This is a genomic window from Streptomyces sp. BV286 (assembly GCF_019090165.1).
Taxonomy (GTDB): domain Bacteria; phylum Actinomycetota; class Actinomycetes; order Streptomycetales; family Streptomycetaceae; genus Streptomyces.
Genome location: NZ_JAHRIB010000178.1, coordinates 17955 through 38537 on the forward strand (window position 1 = coordinate 17955; position 20583 = coordinate 38537).

Annotated in this window: 16 protein-coding genes; 10 read left to right on the plus strand and 6 right to left on the minus strand. The window is 70.7% G+C overall.

The window, feature by feature from the left end; all coding sequences use genetic code 11:
* The first annotated feature begins 8 nt into the window (after window positions 1-8).
* Window positions 9-1133 carry a DNA integrity scanning diadenylate cyclase DisA gene (gene disA, locus KUF83_RS33955; RefSeq protein ID WP_217458877.1) on the plus strand — a complete coding sequence of 375 codons (1125 nt, stop codon included), beginning with the start codon at window positions 9-11 and terminating at the stop codon, window positions 1131-1133.
* A gap of 250 nt (window positions 1134-1383) precedes the next feature.
* On the opposite strand, the gene KUF83_RS33960 is transcribed toward disA, so the two are convergent.
* Complete coding sequence (locus KUF83_RS33960; RefSeq protein WP_217458878.1) at window positions 1384-2214, minus strand: hypothetical protein; 831 nt, start codon at window positions 2212-2214, stop codon at window positions 1384-1386.
* Window positions 2215-2461: 247 nt separating this feature from the next.
* Between KUF83_RS33960 and KUF83_RS33965 the strand changes: the two genes are divergently transcribed.
* From KUF83_RS33965 to cseC, 5 genes are all read left to right on the plus strand, one after another.
* Complete coding sequence (locus KUF83_RS33965) at window positions 2462-3391, plus strand: A/G-specific adenine glycosylase (RefSeq protein ID WP_217458879.1); 930 nt, start codon at window positions 2462-2464, stop codon at window positions 3389-3391.
* Between the two features lie 257 nt (window positions 3392-3648).
* Complete coding sequence (locus tag KUF83_RS33970; RefSeq protein WP_217458880.1) at window positions 3649-4206, plus strand: SigE family RNA polymerase sigma factor; 558 nt, start codon at window positions 3649-3651, stop codon at window positions 4204-4206.
* Window positions 4194-4844, plus strand: coding sequence for a hypothetical protein (locus KUF83_RS33975; protein WP_254644765.1), 651 nt, complete (start codon window positions 4194-4196; stop codon window positions 4842-4844). The genes KUF83_RS33970 and KUF83_RS33975 overlap by 13 nt, the downstream gene beginning before the upstream one ends.
* A gap of 72 nt (window positions 4845-4916) precedes the next feature.
* Window positions 4917-5636: a two-component system response regulator CseB gene (cseB, locus tag KUF83_RS33980; RefSeq protein WP_217458882.1), complete on the plus strand. Its 720-nt coding sequence runs from the start codon at window positions 4917-4919 to the stop codon at window positions 5634-5636.
* 282 nt (window positions 5637-5918) lie between these two features.
* Window positions 5919-7217, plus strand: coding sequence for a two-component system sensor histidine kinase CseC (gene cseC, locus KUF83_RS33985; protein WP_217458883.1), 1299 nt, complete (start codon window positions 5919-5921; stop codon window positions 7215-7217).
* 211 nt (window positions 7218-7428) lie between these two features.
* Here cseC and KUF83_RS33990 read toward each other — a convergent pair whose 3' ends face one another.
* On the minus strand, window positions 7429-9003 hold the full coding sequence (locus KUF83_RS33990; RefSeq protein ID WP_217459000.1) for an MDR family MFS transporter: 1575 nt from the start codon (window positions 9001-9003) through the stop codon (window positions 7429-7431).
* Window positions 9004-9218: 215 nt separating this feature from the next.
* Between KUF83_RS33990 and KUF83_RS33995 the strand changes: the two genes are divergently transcribed.
* Window positions 9219-9803, plus strand: a complete 585-nt coding sequence (locus tag KUF83_RS33995) for a TetR/AcrR family transcriptional regulator (protein ID WP_217458884.1) — start codon at window positions 9219-9221, stop codon at window positions 9801-9803.
* A gap of 10 nt (window positions 9804-9813) precedes the next feature.
* Here the strand turns inward: KUF83_RS33995 and KUF83_RS34000 are convergent, their stop codons facing one another.
* Together KUF83_RS34000 and KUF83_RS34005 are read right to left on the minus strand one after the other, a co-directional pair.
* Window positions 9814-10503, minus strand: a complete 690-nt coding sequence (locus KUF83_RS34000; protein WP_217458885.1) for a M23 family metallopeptidase — start codon at window positions 10501-10503, stop codon at window positions 9814-9816.
* Window positions 10504-10936: 433 nt separating this feature from the next.
* Window positions 10937-12451, minus strand: a complete 1515-nt coding sequence (locus KUF83_RS34005) for a carboxylesterase/lipase family protein (RefSeq protein WP_217458886.1) — start codon at window positions 12449-12451, stop codon at window positions 10937-10939.
* A gap of 154 nt (window positions 12452-12605) precedes the next feature.
* On the opposite strand from KUF83_RS34005, the gene KUF83_RS34010 reads away from it, so the two are divergent.
* The gene (locus tag KUF83_RS34010) at window positions 12606-15746 is read left to right on the plus strand and encodes an NACHT domain-containing NTPase (RefSeq protein WP_217458887.1); all 3141 of its coding nucleotides are present in this window, start codon (window positions 12606-12608) and stop codon (window positions 15744-15746) included.
* A 154-nt stretch (window positions 15747-15900) separates the two neighbouring features.
* A complete protein-coding gene (locus KUF83_RS34015; RefSeq protein WP_217458888.1) occupies window positions 15901-16536 on the plus strand; it encodes an HAD family acid phosphatase in 636 nt (211 codons plus the stop codon).
* Between the two features lie 81 nt (window positions 16537-16617).
* Here the strand turns inward: KUF83_RS34015 and KUF83_RS34020 are convergent, their stop codons facing one another.
* Window positions 16618-19146, minus strand: a complete 2529-nt coding sequence (locus KUF83_RS34020) for an ATP-dependent Clp protease ATP-binding subunit (RefSeq protein WP_217458889.1) — start codon at window positions 19144-19146, stop codon at window positions 16618-16620.
* Window positions 19147-19575: 429 nt separating this feature from the next.
* On the opposite strand from KUF83_RS34020, the gene KUF83_RS34025 reads away from it, so the two are divergent.
* On the plus strand, window positions 19576-20268 hold the full coding sequence (locus KUF83_RS34025; RefSeq protein WP_217458890.1) for an SCO3374 family protein: 693 nt from the start codon (window positions 19576-19578) through the stop codon (window positions 20266-20268).
* Here the strand turns inward: KUF83_RS34025 and KUF83_RS34030 are convergent.
* Window positions 20247-20582 (minus strand): Lsr2 family protein, encoded by a 336-nt coding sequence (locus KUF83_RS34030; protein ID WP_149512141.1) that lies wholly within the window; start codon window positions 20580-20582, stop codon window positions 20247-20249. The genes KUF83_RS34025 and KUF83_RS34030 overlap by 22 nt on opposite strands.
* Window position 20583: the final 1 nt, after the last annotated feature.

Consider the following 20583-nt stretch of genomic DNA (forward strand, 5'->3'; position numbering starts at 1 on the left):
GGAGTGCAGTGGCAGCCAACGACCGGGCAGCAGTTCCCGGCAAGTCCGGCGGGAGTTCCGGTGCCGATGGTCTGATGCGTACCTCCCTGAGCGCCGTGGCACCCGGTACCGGGCTGCGTGACGGCCTGGAGCGGATCCTCCGCGGCAACACCGGCGGGCTCATCGTGCTCGGCTGGGACAAGACCGTCGAGGCCATGTGCAGCGGCGGTTTCGTGCTGGACGTCGAGTTCACGGCGACCCGCCTGCGCGAGCTGTGCAAGCTCGACGGCGGCATCATCGTCGACAAGGACATCACCAAGATCCTGCGGGCCGGCGTGCAGCTGGTCCCCGACCCGAACATCCCCACCGAGGAGACCGGCACCCGGCACCGCACGGCGGACCGGGTGAGCAAGCAGGTCGGCTTCCCCGTCGTCTCCGTCTCCCAGTCCATGCGTCTGATCGCGCTGTACGTGGACGGGCAGCGGCGGGTCCTGGAGGACTCGGCCGCGATCCTCTCCCGCGCCAACCAGGCACTGGCCACGCTGGAGCGGTACAAGCTCCGTCTCGACGAGGTCGCGGGCACGCTGTCCGCGCTGGAGATCGAGGACCTGGTCACCGTCCGGGACGTGTCGGCGGTGGCCCAGCGGCTGGAGATGGTGCGGCGGATCGCGACCGAGATCGCCGAGTACGTGGTCGAGTTGGGCACGGACGGGCGGCTGCTCGCGCTGCAGCTGGACGAGTTGATCGCCGGGGTCGAGCCCGAGCGGTCGCTCGTGGTGCGGGACTACGTGCCCGAACCGACCGCGAAGCGCTCCCGCACGGTCGACGAGGCGCTGTTCGAGCTCGACGCGCTCACGCATGCCGAGCTGCTCGAAATGCCCACGGTGGCGCGGGCGCTGGGCTACACCGGGTCGCCCGAGGCGCTCGACTCCGCGGTGTCGCCCCGCGGGTTCCGGCTGCTGGCCAAGGTGCCGCGGCTGCCCGGTGCGATCATCGACCGGCTGGTCGAGCACTTCGGGGGGCTGCAGAAGCTTCTCGCTGCCAGCGTGGATGATCTGCAGACCGTGGACGGGGTCGGGGAGGCTCGGGCGCGGAGTGTGCGGGAGGGGCTTTCGCGGTTGGCGGAGTCCTCGATTCTCGAGCGCTACGTGTAGCCTGCCGGCGGCTTGGCGGGGTTTTGGGCTTGGGTGAGTTGTGGGGGTGGCCCTTGCCTGGGCCCTTGCCCTCGCCGGGAGTGGGGGGCGTGTTTTCCGGTGCCGGTCCGTGGGGGCTGGTCGCGCAGTTCCCCGCGCCCCTGGAAGGCGCCTGACGGCGCCAGGTGGTTGTGCCAGTGACCGTTCCTGAGGGCTTGGCGCGCAGTTCCTCGCGCCCCTCAAGGGCGCCGGTCGGGTTTCGGTTGGGGTGTTAGTCCTTCTTCAGGACGAAGGATGTCTGGGACTTGGGGAGGCCCGGGGTTTTGGCTTCCACCAGGTATGTGCCGGGGGTTGCCGTCAGTGCCGGTGGGGTCGCGCACTGGGGGGCGCTCGCCTTGCGGTTCCATTCGACGGTGCGGGTGACGCGGTTCTCCGCAGGGACGCGGAAGAGAATGCTCGCGGCACTCGTCGGGCAGTCGGCGGAGGACCAGATCTCGTCGTCGCTCTCTGCCTGAGTGATCGTCAGGACCGCGTTCTTCGGGCCGAGGTCGAGCTTGCAGTCGCTGCCGGAGGAGTTCCTGGCGATCAGTTCGAAGGTGGGCTTCTCGTCGGGCGTGTACGAGTTGCTGACGCTGCGCAGCGTCAGTTTCACGGACCCCGCCGTGCAGTTGGGCAGGCTGGACCCGGCCGGAACCGTGTCGCCCGAGCCGCCACCGCCCTCGCCGTCGTCCCCGCCGCCACCGGAACCGGCACCGCCCGAGGCCGAACCGCCCGACCCGGAACCGCCCGAACCGCCCGAATCTCCGGAACCCGCCGACCCGCCGGACTCCCCGGACCCGTCGCCGCCACCGCTCGACTCGTCACGCCCGCCCGGGGCTTGACTGATCGCGGGGTCGGACCCGGAGGGGCCGGGTGTGATCGAGGCCGTGGGGTTCTTGCCGTTGCCCCCGTCGGCGTCGTTCCTGTTGCCGCCTCCGCCTCCGGAGGTGACCACCCACGTGATCAACAGTGCCAGCACCGCGAACATGGACGCGAGAATGGCCCTCCGTCGCCAGTAGATGGAGGAGGGAAGCGGCCCGACCGGATTGCGCAGAGATCCCACGGCGCAAACTGTACGAGAAATCGGGGAGTTCGCTGTCCCCACCCGCCGCCCAGGACCCCAACTTTTTCCGATCATCATCTCGGAAGAGCCTCGGTCCGCCGTCGTCCGCTGTCGTCCGCCGGGTGCTCCCCTCCGCGTGGGGGCGCGGGGAATTGCGCCGCGCGCCCCGCCGACCCGCGCCCAGAACACAACACAACGCCCCCGACCCCGGCAAACCGCCGGAGGCCGTGGCAGGATCGGAACTGCCATGACTGCTCCCACGAAGCCCTCATCCCGCGCCCAGGCCGACACGCTCGAGACCGTCGGCGACGACCTGCACGCCCCTGTCATCGACTGGTTCGAGGAGAACGCGCGCGACCTGCCGTGGCGGCGGGCCGACGCGGGGCCGTGGGGGGTGATGGTCAGCGAGTTCATGCTGCAGCAGACACCGGTGAGCCGGGTGCTTCCGGTGTACGAGCAGTGGCTCGCCCGCTGGCCGAGGCCCGCCGATCTCGCCGCCGACGCGCCGGGCGAGGCCGTCCGCGCCTGGGGCCGGCTCGGCTACCCCCGGCGTGCGCTGCGTCTGCACGGCGCGGCGGTCGCCATAACGGAGCGGCACGGCGGCGACGTCCCCACGGAGCACGCGCAGTTGCTCGCGCTGCCCGGCATCGGCGAGTACACGGCGGCCGCGGTGGCCTCCTTCGCGTACGGGCAGCGGCACGCCGTCCTCGACACGAACGTGCGGCGCGTGTTCGCGCGGGCCGTCACCGGAGTCCAGTACCCGCCGAACGCCACGACCGCCGCCGAGCGCAGGCTCGCCCGCACCCTGCTGCCCGACGACGAGCGCACGGCCTCGCGCTGGGCCGCCGCGTCCATGGAGCTCGGCGCACTCGTCTGCACGGCGAAGAACGAGACGTGCGCGCGGTGCCCGATCGCGGCCCTGTGCACCTGGCGGCTGGCCGGCAAGCCCACGCACGACGGTCCGCCGCGGCGCGGCCAGACCTACGCGGGCACGGACCGCCAGGTGCGCGGCCGGCTGCTCGCCGTACTGCGCGAGGCCGTCAACCCCGTGCCGCAGTCGGCCCTCGACCGTGTCTGGGAGGAGCCCGTGCAGCGGGCCCGCGCCCTGGACGGGCTGGTCGCCGACGGACTGGTCGAGCCGCTCGTCGGCGGTCTGTACCGGCTCCCGCAGAGCTGACCCACACATTCCACCGAGCCGGGTAACAGCTCCCCGGCGGGCAAATCACCGCGTACCCACCCCAGTCGCCACCTCGCTTTACCCAGGCCCTACTTCCGTTACACAACCGACGGACAGCCGAGCGCTCCCCGCAGGCTCGCTCGGACAACCCCGTGACAACACGTCCGTAACTTCAGTGCCGTACCGCGGAACAGCGGTACGGCAGGCAACGGACAACCGGCAGCACACAGGTCGGAACGGGGACGGAGGCGGTTGGAATGGCGCACGGCGAGGTGCTCGAGTTCGAGGAGTACGTACGTACCCGGCAGGACGCGCTGCTGCGCAGCGCACGCCGCCTGGTCCCCGACCCCGTCGACGCGCAGGACCTTCTGCAGACCGCTCTGGTGCGGACGTACGGCCGCTGGGACGGCATCGCGGACAAGCGTCTCGCCGACGCCTACCTGCGCCGCGTCATGATCAACACGCGTACGGAGTGGTGGCGGGCCCGCAAGCTGGAGGAGGTCCCCACCGAGCAGCTCCCGGACGCGAGCGTGGAGGACTCCACCGAGCAGCACGCCGACCGCGCGCTCCTGATGGACATCATGAAGGTGCTCGCTCCCAAGCAGCGCAGCGTCGTCGTGCTGCGACACTGGGAGCAGATGTCCACGGAGGAGACGGCCGCCGCCCTCGGCATGTCGGCCGGCACGGTCAAGAGCACACTGCACCGGGCGCTGGCCCGGCTCCGCGAGGAGCTGGAGCGCCGGTCCTGTGACGAGAACGGCGAGCCCGGCGTGCGTGCGCCGGAGCGTGAGGAGCGGGAGCGTTGCGCGGCCTAGACACTGAGGGCCCCCGGGCCCCCGAGGTCCGGACGGCGGTGATCACGGCAGTGGCCGTGATCGCCGCCCTCGGCCTTTTCGTGTCCGCCTGCGGCACGGGCGGCACCGGCGCCCGTGACGAGGGCCCGGCGCTGAGCGACTCGGCCGCCGGGAGCGTCGCGACCCCCTCCGTCTCGGCCTCGGCGACTCCCGACCGGGTGAACGCGGTCAGGCTCGTCAAGGCCGACCCCGGCGTCAGCTCGGCGGTCAAGCGGGACCTGAAGCCGTGCGTCGGTGACGAGTACCCGGTCGACGTGTCGTACGGAAACCTCACCGGAGGCTCCGCCGCCGACATCGTGATCAACGTGATGACCTGCGGGGACGCGGTCGGCGTCGGCTCGTACGTGTACCGCGAGGAGGACGACGTCTACCGGAACGTCTTCCGGGCCGAGGAGCCGCCCGTCTACGCGGAGATCGACCGGGGCGACCTGGTGGTCACCCAGCAGGTGTACGAGAAGGACGACCCGGTGACGTATCCGTCCGGCGAGGAAGTGATCACGTACCACTGGATGACGACCCGCTTCACGGAACGGGCCAGGACGCACAACGACTACAGCAAGGTGGTGGGCGGCGAGACCGCGGCGCCGACCGAGCAGTAGGGCGCGTTCCCGTACAACCGCTGGGTCCCCTGGCTCCGCAGGGCCCACCGACCGAGAAACTGAGAGCACCGGATGGCAGAGCAGACCCATGTCCTGTTCGTCGAGGACGACGACGTCATCCGCGAGGCCACCCAGCTCGCGCTGGAGCGCGACGGCTTCGTGGTCACCGCCATGCCCGACGGTCTGTCGGGGCTGGAGGCGTTCCGCGCGGACCAGCCCGACATCGCGCTCCTCGACGTGATGGTGCCGGGGATCGACGGGGTGTCGCTGTGCCGTCGGATCCGTGACGAGTCGACCGTCCCGGTGATCATGCTGTCGGCCCGTGCCGACTCGATCGACGTGGTCCTGGGCCTGGAGGCGGGCGCCGACGACTACGTGACGAAGCCCTTCGACGGAGCCGTGCTGGTCGCGCGCATCCGGGCCGTGCTGCGGCGCTTCGGGCACGCGAACGGATCGCACTCCGGCGCCGAGCCCGACGGCACGTCGTCGGTCCCCGCCGGCGGAACGCTGTCCTTCGGCGCCGGCGAACTGGAGATCGACACGGAGGGTATGGAGGTGCGCAGGGGCGGCGCGCCGGTGGCGCTGACACCCACCGAGATGCGGCTGCTCCTGGAGTTCTCGTCCGCGCCCGGTACGGTCCTGTCCCGCGACAAACTGCTGGAGCGGGTGTGGGACTACGGCTGGGGCGGTGACACCCGCGTCGTCGACGTCCATGTGCAGCGGCTGCGTACGAAGATCGGCCAGGACCGGATCGAGACGGTCCGCGGCTTCGGCTACAAGTTGAAGGCCTGAGCGGAGCGCACGATGCGGGGGAGGAACCAGAGCCCGGCCGGCGGGGCCGGTGGACCGGCTGAGGACGGGCGCGGGCGGATCGGCGGAGGTGGCCGCGTGGTGGGTCCGTCGGGAACGGGCGCCGGAGGGCACGGCGTGAGCGGGCGGGACGAGTTGCCCGGGGACGGCCGGCACCCCGGTCGCGGGGCCGGCCCCGCGCTCGAACCTGGCCCCGCGTCCGATGCCGGGCTCGGCCTCGGCGGGCGCGACCGGGGCGGTCTGCGGGAGAGAACCAGACGTCTGATGCCGCGTACGGGGATCAGGTGGAAGCTCAGCGCCGCGATCGCGGCGGTCGGCGCGCTGGTGGCCGTCGCGCTGAGCCTGGTCGTGCACAACGCCGCCCGGGTCTCGATGCTCGACAACGCGCGCGACCTGGCGGACGAACGCGTCCAGATCGCCCAGCGGAACTACGAGGCGTCCGGGCGGCCGAACTTCCCCGGCATCAAGATCGACGATCCCCTGCTGCCGAAGGACCTGCTGGCGAAGGTGACGGCCGGGCGCCGGGCGACCTACGTGACGGAGCATGCCGACGGCGTGCCCGACATCTGGGCCGCCGTCCCGCTCAAGGACGGCCGGATCCTGTCGCTGCACACGAACTTCACCGACCGCAGCACGACCGTGCTGAAGGACCTCGACGAGGCACTGCTCATCGGTTCGATCGCGGTGGTCTTCGGCGGCTGCGCACTCGGCGTGCTCATCGGCGGCCAGCTCTCACGGCGGCTGCGCAAGGCGGCCACGGCGGCCCGGCGGGTCGCGCAGGGCGAGACGGACGTGCGGGTGCGGGACTCCATCGGCGGCGTCGTGCGCGACGAGACCGACGACCTCGCGCGGGCCGTGGACGCGATGGCGGACGCACTGCAGCAGCGCATCGAGGCCGAGCGGCGGGTGACCGCCGACATCGCGCACGAGTTGCGCACTCCGGTGACCGGGCTGCTCACCGCGGCCGAGCTGCTGCCGCCGGGGCGGCCGACGGAACTCGTACGGGACCGGGCGCAGGCGATGCGGCAGCTGGTCGAGGACGTGCTGGAGGTGGCCCGGCTGGACAGCGCGTCCGAGCGGGCCGAGCTGCAGGACATCATGCTGGGCGAGTTCGTGACCCGGCGGGTGACCGCGCGTGACCCGGAGATCCGCGTACGCGTGGTGCACGAGTCGCGGGTCACCACCGACCCCCGGCGGCTGGAGCGGGTCCTCATCAACCTCCTGGTCAACGCCGCCAAGCACGGCAGGCCGCCCATCGAGGTCACGGTCGAGGGCCGGGTCATCCGGGTCCGCGACCACGGGCCGGGTTTCCCCGAGGCGCTGCTCGCCGACGGGCCGAGCCGTTTCCGCACCGGCAGCAGCGACCGTGCGGGGCAGGGGCACGGGCTGGGGCTCACCATCGCCGCGGGGCAGGCGCGGGTGCTCGGTGCGCGGCTCACCTTCCGGAACGTGCGGGCCGTCGGGGCGCCGGACGGCGTGCCCGCGGAGGGGGCGGTGGCGGTCCTGTGGCTCCCGGAGCACGCGCCGACGAACACCGGCAGCTATCCGATGATGCCGGTGTGAGAGCCGGGGGCCCGGGACCCCAGGGCTCGGGTCGGGAACGGCACGGGAACGGGTGAGGGCGGCGGGTGAGGGCTGCGGACGGCAGGCGACGGTTGGCGGGTAGCTGGCGGCTGGCGGCTGGCGGCTGGCGGCTGGCGGCTGGTGATGGAAAAAGGCCCCCGGTCGTGGACATGGTCCGCAACCGGGGGCCCTGGGCAGGGGCTGGGGCGACTCAGACGGCCTCCGCGACCGTCGGCTTCGCACCCGCGGCGTCCCCGGCCGCACCCCCGCCCGGCTCCTGACCGCCGGGCCCGCCGGAGGCTCCCCGCAACGGGACCTCCTTCACGAACACCGCGCCGATGAGGGCGACCACCGCGACGACGGCTCCCAGCAGGAACGCCGAGTGCGTCCCGGCGGCGACGGCGTGCTGGTAGGCCTCCCGGGCGGCCACCGGCAGCTTCGCCAGACTCGCCGCGTCCAGCTGTGCGGACTGCTCGGTCACCTTCGAGCCGAGCGCCCCGGCCCGCTCGGACATCACGTCCTGGACGCGGTTGTTGAACAGGGCCCCCATGATCGCGACGCCGAAGGACGACCCGAGCGTGCGGAACAGTGTGCTGCTGGACGACGCGACGCCCATGTCCTTCATCTCGACGCTGTTCTGCGAGACGAGCATGGTGATCTGCATGAGGCAGCCCATGCCGGCGCCGACGACGGCCATGTACACACCGGACGTCAGCCGCGAGGTGTCGGTGTCCATGAGCGACAGCAGGTACAGCCCGACCGCCATCAGCACACTGCCCACGATCGGGAAGGCCTTGTAGCGCCCGGTGCTGGTGGTCACCCGCCCGGCGACCATCGAGGTCACGAGCATGGCGCCGAGCATCGGAAGCAGCAGCAGTCCGGAGTTGGTCGCCGACGCGCCCTGCACCGACTGCTGGTAGAGCGGCAGGAACAGCACCGCGCCGAACATCACGAACCCGGTGATGAAGCCGACGACCGACATCAGCGTGAAGTTGCGGCTGCGGAAGATGTGCAGCGGCATGACGGGCGCGGCGGCCTTGGTCTGCACGAACAGGAAGCCGACGAGCGCGGCGACACCGATCGCGACCAGCTCCATGATCATCGCGGAGCCCCAGGCGTACTCGGTTCCGCCCCAGGTGGTGACGAGCACGATCGAGGTGATGCCCACGGTGAGCAGCGCGGCGCCCAGGTAGTCGATCCGCGCCTCCACCCGCTTCTTCGGCAGATGCAGTACGGCACTGACGGCGATCAGCGCCACGACACCGAGCGGCAGGTTGATGTAGAAGGACCAGCGCCAGCCCCAGTGGTCGGTGATGGTGCCGCCGACCAGCGGCCCGCCGATCATGGCGAGGGCCATCACGCCGGCCATCATGCCCTGGTACTTGCCCCGCTCCCTCGGCGGTATCAGGTCGCCGATGATCGCCATGACGCCGACCATCAGACCGCCCGCGCCGAGCCCCTGGATCGCGCGGAACCCGATGAGCTGTCCCATGTCCTGGGCCATGCCGCTCAGGGCCGACCCGATCAGGAAGAGCACGATCGACGTCATGAAGACGCCCTTGCGCCCGTACATGTCGCCGAGCTTGCCCCAGATCGGGGTCGAGGCGGCGGTCGCGAGCGTGTACGCGGTGACGACCCACGACAGGTGCTCCAGACCGCCCAGGTCCCCCACGATGGTCGGCATCGCGGTGCCGATGATCATGTTGTCGAGCATCGCGAGCATCATCGCGATCATCAGCGCGAACAGGACGACCCGTACGCTCCTGGGCTGCTTGCCCGCATCCACGGCGTCCGCCGGTGCCTCCGCCTCGTCCGCCGCCCCGGCCGCCGAGGCCGCCTTGGTGTCCGCCACTGTCCCACTCCCCTGGGTACCGCCCTGCACTTACTTGCCGACCGGCAAGTTGACTACACTGGGAAAGTAGACCCGTAACTAGCCGGGCGTCAAGTAAGTTTTTCTTTGCCCGCGCCGAAGGCGTGCGAGCAGGACGAGGAGCGGCCACGATGGACGGCAGCAGGCAGCGGCGGCGCGGGGACACCCGCCAGCGCATCCAGGACGTGGCCGTCGAGCTCTTCGCCGAGCAGGGCTACGAGAAGACGTCCCTGCGTGAGATCGCCGAGCGGCTCGACGTCACCAAGGCGGCGCTCTACTACCACTTCAAGACCAAGGAAGACATCCTGATCAGCCTCTTCGAGGACCTGACCAGGCCGCTGGACGAGCTGATCGAGTGGGGCAAGGGGCAGCCGCGTGCCCTGGAGACCAAGCGGGAGCTTCTCACCCGCTACAGCCAGGCCCTCACCGACGCGGCCCCCCTCTTCCGCTTCATGCAGGAGAACCAGGCGACGGTCCGCGAGCTGAGCATCGGCGAGTCCTTCAAGGACCGGATACTCAAGATGCTGGACATCATCAAGGTGCCGGACGCCCCGCTGACGGACCAGGTCCGGTGCGTGAGCGCCCTGTTCACCATGCACGCGGGGATGTACGCCCTCAAGGACATGGAAGGCGACCCCGAGGACAAGCGGCTGGCCGTCCTGGAGGTCGCCATCGACCTGGTCACGCGGGCGCACTCGGGCGCCCACGAGTCCTGAGCCGGGGTCCTCAGATGCTCAGGCCCTTGGAGCGCAGGAAGGCGACCGGGTCGACCGCGGTGCCGTAGTTGGCGGTCGTGCGGATCTCGAAGTGCAGGTGCGGGCCGCTGGAGTTGCCGGTGTTGCCGGACAGCGCGATCCGCTGGCCGGTCTTCACGACCTGGCCCGCCTTCACGTCCACGCGGGAGAGGTGCGCGTACTGCGAGTACGTGCCGTTGCCGTGCTTGATCACGACCGCGTTTCCGTACGCGGGTCCGTCACCGGCGCCGTTGCCGCCGGCCTTCACGACGGTGCCGCCGTGCGCGGCGACGACCTGGGTGCCCGAGGCGACGGCGAAGTCCTGGCCCGAGTGGGTGGAGGACCACAGGTTGCCGGCCTGGGCGAAGCTCGCGGAGAGCTTGTACTTCTTGACCGGGTCGACCCAGGAGGCGACCTTCTTCGCGGCGGCGGGCTTGGCGGCGGCCTTCTTGGCGGTCGCCTTGCTCTTCGACTGGACCGCGGCCTTGGCCTGGGCGGCGGCCTGCTGCTGCACGGAGGCGGCGGCCGTGCCCGGAAGGGCGACCGCGCTCGCCTTGGTGTCGGCGGCGACCGCGGCCCCGGCTCCGAGCGCGGCCGAGGCGCCGAGGCCGAGGGCCAGGAAGGCGGCCCGGGCACGGAGCGGGGTCGTGCCGGATATGCGGGTCGTGGTGCGCTGCGACATGGGGGCTACCTCCGGGGGACGGGCATGAACGCACCCGGCACGCTGACGATGCGCCGGGCTGGGGTCATCCCTTGGTAACCCGCACCCCCGCCATCCCCCAAAACACCCATCTACGACCGCAAGTCGTACTTGACCCCGAAACTTCCGAGTCCTTGACAGAATCGCCGTCCGGTACGAAATCCTCCTGGTTTTTTCTCAGAAGTCTGGTTTATGCCCACTTCACGGCCCCCCCTTTCGGCCCTGGAGCAGACCGGCGGAGACCTCCGCGGAGCCCCCGGGACCCCGCATCCACCCGTAGGGTCAAAGGTCCTTTTTGCCCGCCTTGCCCCCGCCACTACCGGTCCTAGTACAGGACGAATCGCCTGTGCGTCATGTCACCGGACGGCAGGACCGAGCGGCGCCGCATTGTGACGGGGGCTACAGCTCCGCCCGGTCAGAGCAACGGCAGCGCCCCGAAGACGTGCCCCTCCCACAGCGCCCGTGACGTCTCCTCCGGATACGCGGTCACGGTGGGCCGCACGTCGAAGAGCCGCACCGGCCTCCGCTCGACGTCGTACGCGGGCCACCCCGGCCTCTCCCCCGCCGCAAACCCGGTCCACGCGGCCCGGAACAGCCCCGACAGCTCCTCCGCCTCCGCGGGCGGCGCCTCCCCGAGCAGCATCGCGGGCAGCCCCCGGCCGAGGTTCCCGAAGACCAGCGGCACATCGAGCCCGTGGCAGGCCCCGAGCACCCCGCCCATACCGGGCGCCGCCCACGCCAGCTCGTAGAAGTGGGCCCGGCCGCCGCCCGCGACCTGGGCCTCGGCCAGATGGAGGGACGGCATGCGGAACAGCCAGTCGGAGTGGACGAGCTCGTACAGCCCCTCCGGGCCGAGGCCCGGGACCGCGTCCCGGTACGCCTCACCGCCGTGCCCGGCGGGCGCGAACGCCTTCAGCGCCACCGCCGCCCGCTCCTCCGTCACCTCGCCCAGCATCCCGCCGAGCGCCATGAAGAGCCGGTACTCGTCCCGGGTGTGGCCGACCACGAGCTCGACGTCCCGTCCCGCCCCGGCAGCGAGCGCCTCCCACGGTGCGACCGGCAGTACGTCCCCGTCCACCACGGGCGCGAGCGGGATCGACGTGTGCGCGAGCACCCCCCACCGCTGCGCGTACCGCTCCATCCTGGCCCCGACCGCGTCCCCCGCCGCGGGCAGCCGCTCCGGCGGCACGGCGGCCAGGTCCTCCACGGTCGGCCGCAGCCCCAGCTCCGCCGCCAGCTCTCCCGCGATGTCCGCGGCGAGCGCCGCCGAGAAGAAGGTGCCGGGCACGCTCTGCGCGACGGCCCGCCCGAACAGCCCCGCCGCGCGCTCCATCGCGAGCAGCGCGGCGACCGAACCCGCGCCCGCCGACTGGCCGAAGACCGTGACGCGCTCCGGATCACCGCCGAAGGCACGGATGTTGTCCCGCACCCACTCCAGCGCGGCGACCTGGTCGAGCAGTCCGCGGTTGGCCGGAGCGCCCTCGATGTGCGCGAAGCCCTCGATGCCGACCCGGTAGTTGAGTGTCACGAGGACGACGTTGCCCTCCCGGGCCAGCCGGCCGCCGTCGTACTCCGGCAGTCCGGACATCCCGATGACGTACGCGCCGCCGTGCAGCCACACCATCACGGGCAGTCCGGCGCCGGGGCCGGGGTCCGGCGTCCAGACGTTGAGCGTCAGCCAGTCGCCGTCGTCGGCGTCCCCCCGCGCCAGCGCGTCCATGCCGAACGCCGCGGACTGCGGGGGCGGCGGCCCGAAGCCGGCCGCCCGCCGTACGCCGTCCCATCCCCGCGCGGGCCTCGGAGCCCCGAACCGCAGGGGGCCGACGGGCGGTTCGGCGAAGGGGATGCCCCGGAACACCGCCGTGCCGGCCTTCCCGGCCGTGCCCCTCAACACCCCGGCCTTCGTACGGACTTCCGGTTCGGTTTCCATGTCGGCTCCCTCCGAGGACAGTTCGGGACACCTGGGATCCTCCCGCCGCACCGGACCGCACGGCCACCGGATTTGCCGCTCCAAGATCCACGGACAGGGGCCCGCCCCGGCGGATACGCTGGCCGACCACCCACCATGCCCTCGGGGGAGCGCCATGGAACCGGCAACCGTAGGCGTACGGCTGGCGTCCAGCGTGGCCACACCGCTGATCAGGAAGCTCTTCGTGACGGAGGGACCGGGCGCGGGCCTGGTCGACAAGCCCGTACGCATCTCGTCCCGGGTCTCCTTCAGGGGCGAGCAGCGCACCCTCCGCCGCAAGGACGTCGCCGGGCTGGCCGCCGAGCTGGTCGGGCGGGCCCTCAAGGGCGCCGCCGAACGGCCCGTCGCCGCCGACGAGGAACAGCCCGTCGTCCACGCCCTGGCCGACACCCTCCACGCCCTCGGCGACCTCACCATGACGGACGCGCAGGCCGTCGAACTGGGTCACACGGGCCTCGCCCTCCACCTGCGCCACACCGCCGGGAATCCCGGCCGGGACCTCGGCCTCGACGCGACACTCTTCTACGAGCGGCTGCTCGAAACGGCCTGCCTGCACATCCTGCACTTCTTCACGCAGCGTTCGACCTTCGTGCCCCGCACCCTCGTCGAGCAGACCCGCAGACAGGCCGAACTGATGGCCAAGGTCGACGAGTTGATCGCCCGGACACCGCGCACGGGTGACAGCGACGTGGCCTTCGAGCAGCGCTGTCTCGCCTACACGGCGACCCGGCACCGGCAGCTCACCATCTACGGGATCGACCTGGTGAACTCGCCCGACCGCTGGCCCCTGGACGCCGCGTACCTGAGCCTCCAGGCCCAGCGCCCGGCCACGAGCGACGAGGACGGCAGGTTCATCACCTCGCTCGGCACCCCTCTGCCCGCCGAAGAGGCCCTGGCGGACCAGGACCTGGTACTGCTGCGGGGCGTGGCCGGGTCGGGCAAGACGACCCTGGTGCAGTGGCTCGCGGTGACGGCCGCGCGGGGCGAGCGAGGGGACCGGATCCCCTTCGTCCTGCCGCTGCGCACGCTCGTACGCCGCCCCGACGGGCTGCCGGTGCCCGCCGACTTCCTCGCCGCCGCCCGCGTACCGTTCCACGACGCGGCCCCGGACGGCTGGGCGGACCGGGTACTCGGGGCGGGCCGCGGGCTGCTGCTCGTCGACGGCATCGACGAGATCCCCGAGGCCGACCGCGAGCGCACCCGCCGCTGGCTGCGCGACCTGATCGACGCCTATCCGGGCAACCAGTGGCTGGTCACCTCACGCCCCTCGGCCGTGCGCGAGGACTGGCTCGCCGCGGACGGCTTCACGGAGCTGGCGCTCTCGCCCATGAGCCGCGAGGACGTCACCGCGTTCATCCAGCGCTGGCACACGGCGGCCCGTATCGGCGCACCGGACACGGAACGCCTCACCGCGTACGAGGAATCGCTGCTCGACGCCGTCCGCACCAAGCCGGATCTCGGCCGCCTCGCCACCAACCCCCTGATGTGCGGCCTGATCTGCGCCCTGCACCGGGACCGGCGCGGCTATCTGCCGCACGGGCGGCAGGAGTTGTACGACGCGGCGCTGTCCATGCTGCTCTCGCGCCGCGACCAGGAACGGGACATGGTTCCCGACGGGCCGCACGGGGCGTCCGACGGGATCCGGCTGACGGAACTCCCGCAGATCCAGCTTCTCCAGCGCCTCGCCTACTGGCTGATCCGCAACAGCCGCTCGGAGATGGACCGTGAGCGCGCCGAACGTCTCATCGCCGACGCACTGCCGTCGCTGCCGGCCGTCGCGAGCCAGGGCGACGCGGCCGCGATCCACCGCCACCTCCTCGTCCGCAGTGGTCTGCTGCGCGAACCCGCCCTCGGGACGGTCGAGTTCGTCCACCGCACCTTCCAGGACTACCTCGGCGCGAAGGCGGCCGTGGAGGACGGTGATTTCGGGCTGCTCGTCCGCAACGCCGCCGACCATCAGTGGTCCGACGTGATCCGCATGGCCGTGGCCCACGCCCGGCCGCGCGAACGGGCCGAGCTGCTGGGCCAACTGCTCGCCGCCGCCTCCGCCGAACACACCGACCCGGCCGCGGGCACGCGTATCCGCCTCCTCGCGCTGGCCGGCCTCGAACACGCCACGGAGCTCGACCCGCGGGTCCGGGCCGCCGTCGAGGAGCAGGCGGCCCTGCTCATCCCGCCCCGCACGGCGGAGGAGGCCAGGGATCTGGCCTCGGCCGGCCCGCTCGTCCTGGAGCTGCTGCCCGGCCCGGAGGGGCTGTCCGACGCGGAGGCCAGAGCCGTCGTCGTCACCGCGTCGCTCATCGGCACGGACGCGGCCGTCCCGGTGCTGGCCCGCTTCCGGAACCACCCCTCCCTGCCGGTCCGCGCGCAGCTCACCTGGACATGGCACCGGTTCGACGCCGAGCGGTACGCGGCCGACGTCATCGCCCATCTCCCCCAGGAAGACCTGTATTTCACCGCCCGCTCGGCCGCGCATCTGCGCATTCTGCGCTCACTGGGCGGCCGACGCGGACTTCAGCTCGCCGGGAACATCGAGGCGGCGGAACTGAAGGCCTGTCTCGTGCCGGAGACGACACGTCATCTCGTCATGCGGGACAACCATCTGCTGCGCGAACTGGACTGCCTTTCCCCGCTCCGCGGGCTCAGGCATCTGGACATCAGCGGCAGTCCGTTCCTGGAGGATCTCGGGCCCTTGACCGGACTGCCGCTGAAATGGCTGTCACTGGACCTTTTGCCAGGCCTTGAAAGGGCGGACGCGCTGGCGCCCCTCTCCGATTCAACGACCCTGCGCGAGTTCGACACCGGCGTCCCGTTGCTGGGCGAATCCCTCGACGCCGCTCTTCCCCGGGGTCTGACGCTGACCTATCTGCGATTCACCAAGGATTCCCTGCGGTTCACCGGATTGCGCGGCTTGCGCCATATGCGCTCGGTACAGACGCTGAGTCTGGCGAGCCTGCGCTTCGACCCGCTCACCGCGGAGGACCGCGAGGAGGTCGCGCGCCTCCCGGAACTCGAGGAATTGCGCCTCAACTGGACCGCTGTTCCCTGGACCGAAGGACCTGTCCTGCCGGGCATTCGACGACTGCGCCTCAACAAATTCACCGGAAACGAAGATCTGTCGTCGGTACGGGCTCTGTTTCCCGGGTTGCAGGCGGTGACATTCGTACTCGCCCCCGAGACGGCCGAGGTGCCCGAGCACGTCCTCGGACTCTTCCCGGGCATGCACACCGTCATGAGGACGCACACCGTCCTGTAGGGGTGCGCGTGTCCGGCATCTAGCCCAACCCCAGCTGGGCGTCCTACAGTTACCAACCAGTAATCTCTCCGCTTCCCTGTGGCCCCGCAGGCCCACGAGCATGCTCCACGCCCCACGTCCGCAGCGCTCCGAACGCGAGAGGAACCCCCCACCCATGACTGGAAGCAGCTGGCAGCGCCTGATAGGCGTCACCGTCGCCACCGCGGCCGCCACCGCGGCCCTGATGAGCCCGGCCGCCGCGGCCCCGGCCGACGCCGCCGCCGTCACCTCCACGGCGACCGCCGCCGCCGCGGAGGACGTGGACTACGACACCTGGCAGAAGGACTGCAGAGCCGTCATGGCGCAGGCACTGCCCTACCTGAAGGAACGAATCTCCAAGGCGCCCTCGGGTGAGAAGCAGGCCATCGTCTTCGACATCGACAACACCACGCTGGAGACCGACTTCGGCTTCAGCTACCCCTCGCCGGCCAACGCCCCCGTCCTCGACGTGGCCAAGTACGCCCAGGACCGCGGGGTCGCCCTCTTCTTCGTCACCGCCCGCCCGGACATCATCAAGTCGGTGACGGACTACAACCTCAAGAACGTCGGCTACAAGGTCTCCGGCCTGTACGTACGCAACTTCATCGACCTCTTCAAGAACGTGGCCGAGTACAAGACGGCCCAGCGCAAGGCCGTCGAGGCCAAGGGCTACACGATCATCGCGAACATCGGCAACAGCGCCACCGACCTGTCGGGCGGGCACGCCGAGAAGACGTACAAGCTGCCGGACTACGACGGCCAGTTGTCGTAGCGGGGCCGGACGGCATGACGAAGGGGCCGGTGCCCGACGGCACCGGCCCCTTCGGCCGTACTCAGACGGAACCCCTCGGGGTCACGCCTCCTTGCTCAGGTTGGGGCCTGCCCCACCGGCCGCCTGCTCGATCGGCGGGACGTCCGGCAGCGCCGACTTCTCCTCGCCGCGGAAGGTGAAGGTCTTCGCCTCACCCTCGCCCTCGGTGTCGACGACCACGATGTGACCGGGACGCAGCTCGCCGAAGAGGATCTTCTCCGACAGGCTGTCCTCGATCTCACGCTGGATCGTGCGACGCAGCGGACGCGCGCCGAGCACCGGGTCGTAACCCTTCTGCGCCAGCAGCTCCTTCGCGGACTGGGAGAGCTCGATGCCCATGTCCCGGTCCTTGAGGCGCTCGTCGACCTTGCCGATCATCAGGTCGACGATCCGCAGGATGTCCTCCTGCGTCAGCTGCGGGAAGACGACGACGTCGTCGACACGGTTGAGGAACTCGGGCCGGAAGTGCTGCTTGAGCTCGTCCGAGACCTTGTTCTTCATGCGCTCGTAGTTGGTCTTCTTGTCACCGGAGGCCGCGAAGCCCAGGTTGAAGCCCTTGGAGATGTCCCGGGTGCCGAGGTTGGTCGTCATGATGATGACCGTGTTCTTGAAGTCCACGACCCGGCCCTGGGAGTCGGTCAGACGGCCGTCCTCCAGGATCTGCAACAGCGAGTTGAAGATGTCGGGGTGGGCCTTCTCGACCTCGTCGAAGAGCACGACGGAGAACGGCTTGCGGCGGACCTTCTCGGTCAGCTGGCCGCCCTCTTCGTAGCCCACGTAACCGGGAGGCGAACCGAAGAGACGCGAGACCGTGTGCTTTTCGCTGAACTCCGACATGTCGAGGGAGATCAGCGCGTCCTCGTCACCGAAGAGGAACTCCGCGAGTGCCTTGGACAGCTCGGTCTTACCGACACCGGACGGACCGGCGAAGATGAACGAACCACCGGGACGCTTCGGGTCCTTCAGACCGGCGCGCGTACGACGGATCGCCTTCGACAGCGCCTTGACGGCGTCGACCTGACCGATGACCCGCTTGTGGAGCTCGTCCTCCATGCGCAGCAGACGCGAGGACTCCTCCTCGGTCAGCTTGAAGACCGGGATGCCGGTGGCGGTCGCGAGGACCTCGGCGATCAGCTCGCCGTCGACCTCGGCCACGACGTCCATGTCGCCGGCCTTCCACTCCTTCTCCCGCTTGGCCTTGGCGGCCAGGAGCTGCTTCTCCTTGTCGCGGAGGGAGGCGGCCTTCTCGAAGTCCTGCGAGTCGATCGCGGACTCCTTGTCGCGGCGGACGCCGGCGATCTTCTCGTCGAACTCGCGGAGGTCCGGCGGCGCGGTCATCCGGCGGATGCGCATCCGGGAGCCGGCCTCGTCGATCAGGTCGATCGCCTTGTCCGGCAGGAAGCGGTCCGAGATGTACCGGTCGGCGAGCGTCGCCGCCTGCACCAGGGCCTCGTCCGTGATGGACACCCGGTGGTGCGCCTCGTAGCGGTCCCGCAGGCCCTTGAGGATCTCGATGGTGTGCGGCAGCGACGGCTCCGCGACCTGGATCGGCTGGAAGCGGCGCTCTAGGGCCGCGTCCTTCTCCAGGTGCTTGCGGTACTCGTCGAGCGTCGTGGCACCGATGGTCTGCAGCTCACCACGGGCCAGCATCGGCTTCAGGATGCTCGCGGCGTCGATGGCGCCCTCGGCGGCACCCGCACCGACCAGCGTGTGCAGCTCGTCGATGAACAGGATGATGTCGCCGCGGGTGCGGATCTCCTTGAGGACCTTCTTCAGGCGCTCCTCGAAGTCACCGCGGTAGCGGGAGCCGGCGACCAGCGCGCCGAGGTCCAGGGTGTAGAGGTGCTTGTCCTTGAGGGTCTCGGGCACCTCGCCCTTGACGATGGCCTGCGCGAGGCCCTCGACGACGGCGGTCTTGCCGACGCCGGGCTCACCGATCAGGACCGGGTTGTTCTTCGTGCGGCGGGACAGCACCTGCATGACCCGCTCGATCTCCTTCTCGCGCCCGATGACCGGGTCGAGCTTGGACTCACGAGCGGCCTGGGTGAGGTTCCGGCCGAACTGGTCGAGGACCAGGGACGTCGAGGGGGTGCCCTCGGCAGGACCGCCACTGGCGCCGGCGGTCTCCTTGCCCTGGTAACCGGAGAGCAGCTGGATGACCTGCTGCCGCACCCGGTTGAGGTCTGCGCCCAGCTTGACGAGGACCTGGGCGGCGACGCCCTCGCCCTCGCGGATCAGGCCGAGCAGGATGTGTTCCGTGCCGATGTAGTTGTGGCCCAGCTGAAGGGCCTCGCGGAGCGACAGCTCCAGGACCTTCTTGGCACGGGGGGTGAAGGGGATGTGCCCGGACGGGGCCTGCTGGCCCTGGCCGATGATCTCCTCCACCTGCTGGCGGACCGCCTCGAGCGAAATCCCGAGGCTCTCCAGGGCCTTAGCGGCGACACCCTCACCCTCGTGGATCAGGCCCAGGAGGATGTGCTCGGTGCCGATGTAGTTGTGGTTGAGCATCCGGGCTTCTTCCTGAGCCAGGACGACAACCCGCCGCGCGCGGTCGGTGAACCTCTCGAACATCGTTAATCGCTCCTCAGAGCGGTCAGGCAGTAAGGGGACGCTCCCCTCCCTGTCCTTCCGCAGCTTAGTCCCGCAAGCGGGGACCGCTCATTCCAACTGCCGACACCGTCCTTGGCCTCCTGACCCCGAACGCCGACATCTGCTCCAACCTGATGGTGCGAGACGATGTTCCCGCAGGCCAGGCAGATACCCCCACCATCTGTACGCCGATGGCGAACGTGAGATGCCCGAGCGCTGCGTGTCGCCCCTCCCACTAGGGATGTCTTACCCGTACGCACTGACACTCCATGCCCAGTACCCCGGTTCCCTCCGCTACGGGCGAACATCCTTGCGCCGCCGACCACCCGCAAGCGCCCACTTCTTCGGCACTCTTCGCACACGCCGGACCACTCAGCGTAACTCGAACGCGCTTCTGGCGGTTGGCCCTGCATGGTCCCCACGGTTCCCTTCCCCCGCCGTCCGGTCGACGCGTGCCGTCCGAGCGGCACGGTCCGGCACTGGTACGAGAACGAACTGGGGTGGGCGACGGTGCCCGGCACCCCCGTGGAACTGCAGACGGGGCTGCGCTTCGACGTCCTGGAGGCACCCGCGGAGGCGGGGTACGCGGCGCTGCGGCACCTGGGACCGGGCTCTCCGGTGGCCGTGCGGGCGGACCGGATGTGGCTGTTCGTGGCCGCGGGGACCGCGGAGGAGCTGCCTGGACTCCTCGACTGGCTGGAGTGGGGCGCTCTCGAACTGGACCTGCGGGCGACCGGCGCGGGCGGGCGCGTCGAGGCGCCACTGCCGCCGGGCCTGGTCCGCGCTCAGAGCGGTCGCGGTCACGCGAGCCCGGAAGGGGCGGGCCGGGACGGCACCGGACCGGGCGGGACGGGGACAGGGGCGGGAACCACGGCCGCGGGGGGCACGGTGGTCACCCCCGACGAAAGCTCGCAGGGGGCCGCTGTCTGGCTGCGGCCCCCTGAGCCTGGCTGCGAGGTGGAGCCGTACCTGCCGGCGCTCTCGACTCTCGGTGGGGGCGGTGGGGGCGCCCCCGATCTCGTACGGCTCGTGGACACCATGGCGACGGAATGCCACCGCATCCGGCTGCGCCGCTGCTGCGCTCAGCCGTTGGCCTTCTCGTAGGCCTCGCGAATGGACGCCGGAACGCGGCCACGGTCATTGACCTCGTAACCGTTCTCCTTCGCCCAGGCGCGGATCTGCGCGGTGTCCTGGCTGCCACCGGAAGCGGCGCGCGCCTTTCCACGGCCACCCGAGGCGCGGCCTCCGGTGCGACGACCGCCCTTGACGTACGGGTCGAGAAGTCCACGGAGCTTGTCCGCATTGGCAGTCGTGAGATCGATCTCGTACGTCTTGCCGTCCAACGCGAACGTCACGGTCTCGTCCGCCTCGCCACCGTCGAGGTCATCGACAAGAAGGACCTGAACCTTCTGTGCCACC